The sequence below is a fragment of the Stenotrophomonas sp. PS02298 genome (genome assembly GCF_029959445.1).
In the GTDB taxonomy this organism is placed as follows: domain Bacteria; phylum Pseudomonadota; class Gammaproteobacteria; order Xanthomonadales; family Xanthomonadaceae; genus Stenotrophomonas.
The window spans coordinates 1-11,330 of record NZ_JASCOR010000005.1; the positions used below are offsets into that span (position 1 = coordinate 1).

Annotated in this window: 7 protein-coding genes; 4 read left to right on the top strand and 3 right to left on the bottom strand. The window is 64.9% G+C overall.

Features of this window, described 5'->3' with window-relative positions; translation table 11 throughout:
* Positions 1 to 232 precede the first annotated feature (232 nt).
* Positions 233 to 1,219, bottom strand: coding sequence for an energy transducer TonB (locus QMX78_RS01545; RefSeq protein WP_282265888.1), 987 nt, complete (start codon positions 1,217 to 1,219; stop codon positions 233 to 235).
* A gap of 209 nt (positions 1,220 to 1,428) precedes the next feature.
* Entirely contained in the window at positions 1,429 to 2,019 is a 591-nt protein-coding gene (locus QMX78_RS01550) for a TIGR00645 family protein (RefSeq protein ID WP_282265890.1), read from the bottom strand.
* Between the two features lie 106 nt (positions 2,020 to 2,125).
* On the opposite strand from QMX78_RS01550, the gene QMX78_RS01555 reads away from it, so the two are divergent.
* The 3 genes from QMX78_RS01555 (at position 2,126) to QMX78_RS01565 (ending at position 7,165) form a co-directional block, all read left to right on the top strand.
* Positions 2,126 to 2,818: a glutathione binding-like protein gene (locus QMX78_RS01555; RefSeq protein WP_282265892.1), complete on the top strand. Its 693-nt coding sequence runs from the start codon at positions 2,126 to 2,128 to the stop codon at positions 2,816 to 2,818.
* A 72-nt stretch (positions 2,819 to 2,890) separates the two neighbouring features.
* Positions 2,891 to 5,116 carry a S9 family peptidase gene (locus QMX78_RS01560; protein WP_282265894.1) on the top strand — a complete coding sequence of 742 codons (2,226 nt, stop codon included), beginning with the start codon at positions 2,891 to 2,893 and terminating at the stop codon, positions 5,114 to 5,116.
* Positions 5,117 to 5,368: 252 nt separating this feature from the next.
* Complete coding sequence (locus QMX78_RS01565; RefSeq protein ID WP_282265896.1) at positions 5,369 to 7,165, top strand: DUF885 domain-containing protein; 1,797 nt, start codon at positions 5,369 to 5,371, stop codon at positions 7,163 to 7,165.
* Between the two features lie 361 nt (positions 7,166 to 7,526).
* Here the strand turns inward: QMX78_RS01565 and QMX78_RS01570 are convergent, their stop codons facing one another.
* On the bottom strand, positions 7,527 to 9,338 hold the full coding sequence (locus tag QMX78_RS01570; RefSeq protein WP_282265898.1) for a monovalent cation:proton antiporter-2 (CPA2) family protein: 1,812 nt from the start codon (positions 9,336 to 9,338) through the stop codon (positions 7,527 to 7,529).
* Between the two features lie 326 nt (positions 9,339 to 9,664).
* Between QMX78_RS01570 and mgtE the strand changes: the two genes are divergently transcribed.
* Positions 9,665 to 11,035, top strand: a complete 1,371-nt coding sequence (gene mgtE / locus QMX78_RS01575; RefSeq protein WP_282265900.1) for a magnesium transporter — start codon at positions 9,665 to 9,667, stop codon at positions 11,033 to 11,035.
* Positions 11,036 to 11,330 lie beyond the last annotated feature (295 nt).

An 11,330-nucleotide genomic window follows, 5' to 3' on the forward strand; every position in this document is an offset into this window, starting at 1 on the left:
ACCCCCCCGGGCCTTTGCTTTTGCCCCCCCTGTAGCCCCGAGCCAGGCGCGGCTGGGGCTCTACCGGTAAGGCCTCTGCCGAGCATGGCTCGGCACTACCAAAAACAACAAAGGCCCGGATCATTCCGGGCCTTTGCTTTTGCTCCACCTGTAGAGCCGAGCCATGCTCGGCTGGGGCTTTACCGGTAAGGCTTCTGCCGAGCATGGCTCGGCACTACCAAACCAGAGCCGCTTACTTGTTCGGCGCAAACGCCAAGGTGCGACGGGTGGTGGTCGGGCTGCTGATCGGCTCGAACTTCCAGCGCTTCACCGCATTCAAGGCTTCGCGGTCGAAGGTGCGTGCCGGGGTGGCGCGCAACACGCGGGCGTCGGTGACCGAGCCGTCGGTACCGATGGTCAGTTCCACCAGCACTTCGCCCGAGGTGCCCGAACGCAAGGCATCGGCCGGGTAACGCGGGGCCGGGGTGCTGACGGCACGCAGCGCCGGTGCTGCCGCCGGCTTGGGCGCGGCGGCCTGCTGGGCGGCGGCCTGGGCAGCGCTGCGCTGTTCGGCTTCGCGGCGGACGGCAGCCTGACGCTCTGCTTCCAGGCGCTCGCTGTCCTTGCGCGCGGCTTCCTGCTTTGCTGCAAGCTGCTGGGCGGCGGTGGCTTCGGCGGCCTGCTGTTGGGCCAGGCGCTGCTGTTCGACCTGCTGCTTGGCGCGGGTCTCAGCGTCCTTCTTGGCCTTGTCGGCTTCTTCGACGGTGCGGCGTTCGGCCACCTGCATGCTGCCGGTGACGCCCTGCTTCAGGCGCGGCAGCGCCGGTGCGGTCGGGTCCACTTTCTCCACCAGTGCGATCAGGCGCTGGGTTTCGGTGAAGTCCTCGCGGCTCAGGGCCTGCTCGGCGGCAATCAGGGTGTAGGGCTGCAGATCGGTCAATGCGCTCTTGATCGAGGCGTCGCCAGGCAGCTTGTCGCGCAGCGCGAGGTAGTACTCCATGGCGTTGTCGCCAGCCGGTGCATACATGCGGTTGTCGCGCAGGGCGGCGCTGGCCAGGTCGCGTAGCTGCTGGGTGTCCATGGCCTGGACTTTGTCGGCAACCACCGGTGCGGCGGGTGCAGCTGCTGCGGGCGTGGCCGGTGCAGCTGCCGGTGCGGCAGGTTCATCCTTGCCGGAACAGGCGACCAGCGTGGTCAGCAGAAGAGCGGGCGCCAACAGACGCAGCTTGCCTTTACTCATGACGTACGACATCAAACATCCCCTTGAATCGACGAACGTGGACTGCGTTTGCCTTGACGGCGGCATGGTGGCGGCATTTCCCGATGCCGTACCCATCAGCAGTGAAGCGCGAATCTAGCATCGCCGGCACGGTAAGCGGGGGCCGATGATGACGCTGAAATGAAAAAGTGATGGGCGTCACATCATGTGACGCCCATCACTGCGGTTGCTCAGTGTGCGTTGGCCGCCGGTTTGGCGTGGCCGTTGGACATCAGCTTGTCGGTCCAGGCGATGCCGATGGCCGACAGGATGAACACGCAGTGGATGATGGTCTGCCACAACACGCCATCGCGGGTGAAGGTAGTGCAGGGCGACTTGAGCGCGGTCAGTTCCGGCGTGCACAGCGGCATGCCGAGCTGGCCGGCTTCGATGAAGGTCTTGAGCAGGTGGATCGAGGAGATGCCGATGATCGCCATCGCCAGTTTCACCTTCAGCACCGAGGCATTGACGTGGCTCAGCCACTCCGGCTGGTCCGGGTGGCCCTGCAGGCCAAGACGGGAGACGAAGGTTTCGTAGCCGCCGACGATCACCATCACCAGCAGGTTGGAGATCATCACCACGTCGATCAGGCCCAGCACGATCAGCATGATCTTCTGTTCGGTCAGGCCCTGCGCGTCGGTAACCAGGTGCAGCAACTCTTTGCCAAACAGGAACACGTACACGCATTGCGCGACGATCAGCCCCAGGTACAGCGGCAGCTGCAACCAGCGCGAGGCGAAGATCAGGGACGAGAGCGGACTCAGCGGTTTGTGTTGGGACATTGGGAGGATGGTGCGTTGCGGAAACAGGGGAGGTTACCGGTCGCCCGGAAGGCTGCCAAGCGGCTACCGTAGGAGCCCCTGAGGATGGTTCTGCCGAGGCGTATTCATGATCGACCTTTATTACTGGCCCACCCCGAATGGCCACAAGATCACCTTGTTCCTGGAAGAGGCCGGGCTGGAGTACCGCGTGCACCCGGTCAACATCGGCAAGGGCGACCAGTTCCTGCCGGAATTCCTCGCCATCTCGCCGAACAACAAGATGCCGGCCATCGTCGACCATGCCCCGGCCGACGGCGGCGCGCCGCTGAGCGTGTTCGAGTCCGGTGCCATCCTGCTGTACCTGGCCGAGAAGACCGGCCGCTTCATCCCCGCCGACCTGCGCGGCCGTGCCGCCACGCTGGAATGGCTGTTCTGGCAGATGGGCGGTCTCGGTCCGATGAGCGGGCAGATGGGCCATTTCAACGTCTATGCGCCGGAGCGCATTCCCTACGCGATCGAACGCTATGACAGCGAGGTGCGGCGCCTGCACCGGGTGATGGACAAGCGCCTGTCCGAGTCTGCCTATCTGGGTGGTGCCGAGTATGGCATCGCCGACATGGCCAGCTACCCGTGGATTGGTGCCTACGCCAAGCTGCCGGTGGACTTCGAGGCCTTCCCGCACCTGCGCCGCTGGCACCAGGCCATCGCCGAACGTCCGGCCACCCAGCGCGCTTACGCGGTCGGGCCGACGGTGAATCCGCAGGCCGGCCAGCCGCTCAGTGACGAGGAGAAGCGCCAGCTGTTCGGCAAGCGCGACTGACTGACGGCAGGGGCAGCACGGGCAGGGCTCGGCTAGGATGGCCAGATCCGTGCTGTCCCCGACAGGAATCCCATGCGTCCCTTGTTTCTAGCCCTTGCCATGATCCTCGCCACTCCCGCCGTCCACGCTGAAAAGCTCACCCTCGAAGCCATCACCGGCAAGGCGCCGTTGTCCGGCCCCACGTTGATGAAGCCCAAGGTCGCGCCGGATGGTTCGCGTGTCACCTTCCTGCGTGGCAAGGACAGCGACGTCAAGCAGCTGGACCTGTGGGAATACGACATCGCCAGCGGCCAGACCCGGCTGCTGGTCGATTCCAAGGTGGTGCTGCCCGGCACTGAAACCCTGAGCGATGCCGAAAAGGCCCGCCGTGAGCGCCAGCGCATCGCCGCCTTCAGTGGCATCGTCGATTACCAGTGGTCGCCGGATGCGAAGACCCTGCTGTTCCCGTTGGGTGGCGAGCTCTACCTGTACGACCTGGGCAAGCAGGGCAGCGCCGCGGTGCGCAAGCTCACCAATGGCGAAGGCTTCAGCACCGATGCCAAGCTCTCGCCCAAGGGCGGCTTCGTCAGCTTCGTGCGCGAGCGCAACCTGTGGGTGATCGACCTGGCCAGCGGCAAGCAGCTGCAGCTGACCCGCGACGGCAGCGCCACCATCGGCAACGGTGTGGCCGAATTCGTCGCCGACGAGGAAATGGACCGCCACACCGGTTACTGGTGGGCGCCGGACGACTCGGCCATTGCCTTCGCCCGCATCGACGAATCGCCGGTGCCGGTGCAGAAGCGCTATGAGATGTATGCCGACCGCGTGGAGATGATCGAACAGCGCTACCCGGCGGCTGGTGATCCGAACGTGCTGGTCACCCTGGGTGTGATCGCCCCGCGCGCTGATGCGGCGGTCAACTGGGTGGACCTGGGCAAGCAGACCGATATCTACCTGACCCGCGTCAACTGGCGCGACGGCCAGCACCTCACCTTCCAGCGCCAGAGCCGCGACCAGCACACGCTGGAGCTGATCGAAGCCAACCTGAGCGACGGCAAGCAGCAGGTACTGGTCACCGAGACTGGCAAGACCTGGGTGCCGCTGCACAACAGCCTGAAGTTCCTCAAGGATGGCCGCTTCCTGTGGTCGTCCGAGCGCAGCGGCTTCCAGCATCTGTATGTGTCCAGCGCCGATGGCCGCAGCCAGACCGCCTTGACCTCGGGCAACTGGCCTGTCGATGAACTGCTGGCCGTCGATGAAGAAGCTGGCACCGTCTACTTCCGCGCTGGCGTGGAATCGGCGCTGCGCAGCGAAATCTATTCCGTGCCGCTGGCCGGTGGCATCCCCACCAAGCTGTCGAAGACCGCCGGCATGCACAGCGCCGCGTTCGCCAGGAACGCCAGCGTCTATGTGGACAGTTGGTCCAACAGCACCACGCCGCCGCAGATCGAGTTGTTCCGGGCCAATGGCGAAAAGATCGCCACCCTGCTCGACAACAACCTGGCCGATGCCAAGCACCCGTATGCCAGGTACCGCGACGCACAGCGTCCGGTCGAATACGGCACGCTGACCGCTGCCGATGGCAAGACGCCGCTGAATTACAGCGTGATCAAGCCGGAAGGCTTCGACCCGGCCAAGAAGTATCCGGTTGCCGTCTACGTGTACGGCGGCCCTGCCTCGCAGACCGTGACCGACAGCTGGCCGGGTCGTGGCGATCACCTGTTCAACCAATACCTGGCCCAGCGCGGCTATGTGGTGTTCTCGTTGGACAACCGCGGCACGCCGCGTCGCGGCCGTGACTTTGGCGGCGCGCTGTACGGCGTGCAGGGCACGGTGGAAGTGGCCGACCAGCTCAAGGGCGTGGAATGGCTGAAGTCGCAGCCGTGGGTGGATGGCAGCCGCATCGGCGTGCAGGGTTGGTCCAATGGCGGCTACATGACCTTGATGCTGCTGGCCAAGGCCTCGGACCAGTACGCCTGTGGCGTCGCCGGCGCGCCGGTCACCGATTGGGGCCTGTACGACACCCATTACACCGAGCGCTACATGAACCTGCCGGCGGCCAATGTCGATGGCTACCGCGAAGCACGCGTGCTCACCCATATCGCCGGACTGACCTCGCCACTGCTGCTGATCCACGGCATGGCCGATGACAACGTGCTGTTCTCCAACTCGACCAGCCTGATGAGCGCGCTGCAGCAGCGTGGCCAGCCGTTCGAGCTGATGACCTATCCGGGTGCCAAGCATGGGTTGTCTGGTGCGGATGCGCTGCACCGTTACCGGGTGGCCGAGAACTTCCTTGGGCGTTGCTTGAAGCCTTGAGGCGCGTTGTTGTTTTGATGCGTGGGTGAGGGGGGTTGGAGGCTTAAAGCCAAAAGCACCCCTCCCCAACCCTCCCCTTCGCTGCGCGAAAGGGAGGGTGCAACGCTCAGCCCCCTCCCTTTGGCCAAAGGCCGAGGGGAGGGTTAGGGAGGGGTCAGCTTTTGCACCAGCAATCCCCAACACCCCCACTTCCTACCCTTGCCGCACCGGCGGCGACTGCGTACGGTCAGCCCATCCCTTACGGAGCTGTCCATGAAGCCTCTCGTCCTCGCCGTCGCCCTTGCACTGGCCGCCCCGCTGCCGCTCACCGCAAGTGCCGCCGCACCTGCAACGACCAAGACCACGCCCGCCGCCCCGGCCTGGGTTGCGCGCAGCAATGAGCTGGCGCAGATCCTGCTGCAGGCGCAGGCGCCGTTCCAGCCGGAAATGACCAGCTTCTTCGGCGTGCCGGGTTATGACGACAAGGTCGTCGATCTGGGCGCGGACAACGCCGCGCGCTACCGCGCCGCCATGAACAAGGCGCGCGATCAGCTGCGCGAGAAGCTGCAGGTCGAGCGCGATCCCAATCTGCGCCAGGACCTGGAGATCATGATCGGTGCCGCCGAGCGCAATATCGAAAGCAGCACCCTCAACGAACAGCACCTGATGCCGTGGGTAGATGTGCCGCAGACCGTGTTCGGCGGCATCAACGGCCTGCTGTCCGACCAGGTGCCCGAGGCGCGCCGGGCCAAGGCACTGGACCGCCTCAATGCCTACCTCGGCAAGGCGCCGGGCACGCAGCCACTGGCTACCCTGGCGCGCCAGCGCTACGAGGAAAAGAGCGGCACGCCGAACCTGCTGCAGCCAACCAAGATTGAAGTGGATCAAGCGCTGGCCAATGTTGATACCTACATCGCCGGCATCGGCAAGCTGTTCGCCAAGTACAAGATCGACGGCGCCGATGCCTCGCTGGCCGAGTTGTCCACGCAGATGAAGGACTACATCGCCTGGACGCAGAAGGACGTGCTGCCGAAGGCGCGCACCGACAACCGCCTGCCGGCCGAGTTGTATGCCTTCCAGCTCAAGGAAGTGGGCGTGGACATCGACCCGGCCCTGCTGATGCAGCGTGCCCAGCTCGAGTACATGGAAACCCGCGCGATGATGCGCCAGCTGGCACCGCTGGTGGTGCAGGCAAAGGGCTTGAAGGTTGCCGACAACACCGATTACGTGGCGGTGATCCGCGCGCTGAAGCAGGACAAGATCAGCAACGACCAGCTCGAATCGCATTACCGCGGCGTCATCGATGCGATCGATCCGATCATCCACAAGCAGGGCATCGTTGATGTGCCGCAGCGTCCGCTGCAGATGCGCCTGGGCAGCGAGGCCGAGAGCGCTGCGTCGCCTGCACCGCATTACCTGCCGGCACCGCTGGTCGGCAACACCGGCCAGCAGGGCACCTTCGTGCTGCCGCTGGGCAACCCGGCCTCGGGCGAGAAGGCGCAGTACGACGACTTCAACTTCGGCTCGGCGGCATGGACGCTGAGCGCGCACGAAGGCCGCCCGGGCCACGACCTGCAGTTCGCGGCGATGGTCGAGCGCGGCATCTCGCTGGCGCGCACCATGTTCGCTTTCAACTCCGTCAACGTTGAAGGCTGGGCGCTGTATGCCGAAGCCGAGATGGTGCCGTTCGAGCCGCTCGACGGGCAGATGATCGCGCTGCAGTTCCGCCTGCTGCGTGCGGCCCGTGCCATGCTCGACCCCGCGCTCAACCTGGGCCAGACCGACCGCGAGCGCGCTCGCAAGGTGTTGGTGGAAGGCGTTGGTCTGTCCGAGGCGATGGCCACCCAGGAACTGGACCGCTACACCGTGCGCGCGCCGGGCCAGGCCTGCAGCTACTTCTACGGCTACACCCGCATCATGGAACTGCGCATGCAGACCGAGCTGGCCCTGGGCGACAAGTTCGACCGCCTGGCATTCAACAACTTCCTGCTCGACCAGGGTCTGTTGCCGCCGGATCAGCTGGCCGCCGCGGTCAACGAAGTCTTCGTGCCGGCCCAGCGCCGCAAGTAAGCAAAAGGGCGCCGCAAGGCGCCCTTTTTCATTGGACATATTTTTTTGTGGGAGCGGCGTAAGCCGCGAAGCCACCACATCATCAGGTGACATGGGCACTGACGACTTCAGCACCATCAGCTTCATTTTTGTGGGAGCGGCGTAAGCCGCGAAGCCACCACATCATCAGATGACATAGACAGCAACGACTTCAGCACCATCAGCTTCATTTTTGTGGGAGTGGCGTAAGCCGCGAAGCCACCACATCATCAGATAGCAAAGCTGCCAAGGCCTTCAGCACCATCAGCTTCGCGGCTTACGCCGCTCCCACAGCTCCCACAGCTCCCACAGCGCGCACAGAACAACGCCAGCCCAGGCCGCCTCATTCCTTGTCGTTTGAAGGCTTCACCGTCGTGCTGTCTGTCGCATCAGCCTCGAACAGATGCATCAGATCAGCGCGGGCATCGCGCGAGGTCTGCATCACCGCCACTTCGTCGTCGTACACCAGATGCTGCGCCTTGAGCAGCGCTTCATCGTGCTCGCGGAAACGCTGCACGTGGTCGCGCGCAACGCTGTCCGGAATACCGAGAGCAGTCAGCACCCGTTCGCTGGCTTCAAGACTGGAGCCGAATACCTCACGGAACGGCTCGGCCGACATGTCAAGCAGCTTCCAGGCGTGCTGGCGGTTGCGCGCACGTGCCAGCACCGTCGCCTTGGGATACATGCGCCGCACCAGCCGCACCGCGCGAAGATTGGTGTCCGGGTCGTCCATCGCCATCACGAACACGCGGATGTGTTCGGCCCCGGCGGCACGCAGCAGGTCGGGCCGGGTAGGGTCGCCGTAGTACAGCTGGTTGCCGAAGCGGCGCAGGTCCTTGACCGTGTCCGGGTCGGCTTCCAGGGCAACAAAGGGAATGCGCTGTGCGGTGAGCAGACGACCGACGATCTGGCCGAAACGGCCCATGCCGGCAATCAATACCTGCGGTCGCTGCGCCCCGGCATCCTTCAGCGTTTCATCCGGCTCGGGTTGGGCAGGGCGCGCAGGCGGCTTCAGCTGCAACGTGCGCTGCAGGGCGAGCAGCAGCAAGGGCGTGATCGCCATCGACAGGCTGACCACCGCCACCAACCGGTCATGATTGATGCGACCGAGCAGATGCGCACGCTCGGCTTCGTTGAACACCACGAAGGCGAACTCGCCACCCAGCCACAACACGCTGCCCAGCATCAGCGCATTGCGCAGCGACAGGCGGGCGGCCAGGCCCAGCGCGATCAGAATGGAGAACTTCACCGCCAGCAGGATCGCCACGCCCAGCGCGATGATCTCGGGTTCGGCGGCAACCCGCTTCAGGTCGATGCCCATGCCAACGGCGATGAAGAACAGACCAAGCAGCAGGCCCTTGAACGGTTCGATCTGCGATTCGATCTCGTGGCGGAACTCGGAGTCGGCCAGCAATACACCGGCGATGAAGGCGCCCAGGCTGGCGCTGAGCCCGGCCTCGGCCATGAACCAGGCCGTGCCCAGCACCACCAGCAGGGCGGTGGCGGTGAACACTTCCGGCATGCGGGTGCGGGCGACGATGTTGAACAGCTGGCGCAGCATCGGCCGGCCGAGCACGATCACCAGCATCAGCGCGCCGAGGGCGATGGAGGCATCCTGCCAGCTCAGGGTTTCGTTCTTGACCCCGCCCAGCAGGGGAATGGCCGCCAGCAGAGGAATGGCGACCAGATCCTGGAACAGCAGGATGGCAAAGCCGAGCCGGCCATAGTCGGAATTGAGTGCCTTGTGCTCGGACAACAGCTGCAGGCCCACCGCAGTGGAGGACAAGGCCAGCGCGGTGCCGATCACCAGCGCGCTCTTCCACGAGAAGTGATTGAGCAGCAGCAGGCCGCCCAACACCACCGCACTGATCAGCACCTGTACCGTGCCGGCGCCGAACACCGGCCGTCGCATCACCATCAGCCGCGACGGCGACAGCTCCAGCCCGATCACGAACAACAGCATCACCACGCCGATCTCGGCGGCATTGAGGATGCGGTCGGCGTCCTGCACGAAGCCCAGCACATGCGGCCCCAGCACCACGCCGGCGGCCAGGTAGCCCAGCACCGCGCCCAGCCCGAAGCGCTTGAATACCGGCACGGCGATGACCGCCGCCAGCAGCAGTACCAAGGCTAGTTCGAGACCGGTGCCATGCATTTAAAGGGATTCCTTGATTGATTGCGCTGACCGGTCGGGCAGCTGCCTACCGACGATTTCACATTATGCGGACTGTGCCGTGAGTGAATGCGAACGGCAGTCCTCCATTGGCGGGACGCAGCGATGCAGGCTTGACCCCGTCGGCCAACAGGACCAGACTCGCGCCGCTGGCGGTAGAGCCGCGCAGCACCTTTCCGGAGTCCAACCCATGTCCAGCGACAGTAGAAGTCGATCGCGATCGTCGACACCAGCGACGGCAACCGCCTGACAGGGCTGGTTCGCCCTGTGCTGGCGTTGCGGTCGCAATCCAGAACAGGCGAATCAACATGAACCAGAAGCAATTTCTGCGGCCAGTGGTGGACGCAGCCACGCTGAGCGCGCCCTTGGCCGATTACAACACCGCCGACGCGGTGGAGTATCTCAACGCCCTGCCATTGCCACTTGCGGCCAATACGCTGGCGGCACTGTCTTTGCCGCGTGCGGTCAAACTGCTGGAAGCCCCTGAGCTGCAGCATGCAGGTGAGCTGGTCGCGGCGTTGCCGCCGGCCCGCGCCGCGGCCCTGCTTGGGCTGATGGCCGACGACCGTGCCACCGATATCGTTCATGAACTGGACGATGCCGATCGCGCGCGGCTGATCCCGCTGCTTGCACCGGAGGCGCGGCGTTCGATCCAGCTGCTGCTGAGCTACCCGGCCAATACCGCCGGTGCCTTGATGACCACCGAGTTTGTCGGCGTGCCGGCAGACTGGACGGTGGCGCAGACCCTGCAGCACATCCGCGAAGTGGAGCGCAGCCGCGAGACGGTCTACGCCATCTATGTGCTGGACCCGCAGACCCGCCAGTTGCTGCAGGTGGTGACGATGCGGCGGCTGATCACCGGCGAGCCGGGTGATTCGATCCTGTCGGTTGCCCAGGTCAATCCGCCGGTGACGGTGGATGCCTTGCTGGACCAGGAAGAGGTAGCGCAGCTGATCCGCCGCCACGACCTGCTGGCGATCCCGGTGGCGGATGCGCAGCAGCAGATGCTGGGGATCGTCACCGTCGACGACATCCTCGATGCGTTGATCGATGAATCCACCGAGGACGTGCACAAGTTCGGTGGTGTGGAAGCCCTGGACAAGCCGTACATGCAGATCGGTTTCCTGGAGATGCTGCGCAAGCGTGCCGGCTGGTTGAGCGTGCTGTTCCTCGGCGAAATGCTCACCGCCAGCGCCATGCAGCACTATGAGGACGAGCTGGCGCGTGCGGTGGTGCTGACCTTGTTCATCCCGCTGATCATGAGTTCGGGTGGCAACTCCGGCTCACAGGCGACCTCGCTGCTGATCCGCTCGCTGGCGCTGCGCGAGCTGCGCCTGCGCGACTGGTGGAAGGTCGCCCTGCGCGAGCTGCCGACCGGCGTGGTGCTGGGTGCGATCCTCGGCACCTTGGCGATCATCCGCATCACGGTCTGGCAGTTGGCGGGCCTGCACGACTACGGCGAGCACTGGAAGCTGCTGGCGGTGACCATTGGCGCGGCCCTGATCGGCATCGTCACCTTCGGTTCCTTGTCCGGCTCGATGCTGCCGTTCGTGCTCAAGCGCCTGGGCTTCGACCCGGCCAGCGCCTCGGCGCCGTTCGTGGCAACGCTGGTGGATGTCACCGGCCTGGTGATCTATTTCAGCATCGCCGCAATGATCCTCGGCGGCACCCTGCTCTGAATGTAGTGCCGAGCCATGCTCGGCAGAGGCTTTACCCGTAGAGGGGGACCTGTAGTGCCGAGCCATGCTCGGCAGAGGCTTTACCCGTAGAGGGGGACCTGTAGTGCCGAGCCATGCTCGGCAGAGGCTTTACCCGTAGAGGGGGGACCTGTAGTGCCGAGCCATGCTCGGCAAGGGCTCTATCGGCAAGACCTACGTCAAACGCAAAAAACTACCCCTCCCCAACCCTCCCCTTGGCTACGCCAAAGGGAGGGGGCAGAGCCTGTCTCCCTCCCTTGCGCGTAGCGCAGGGGAG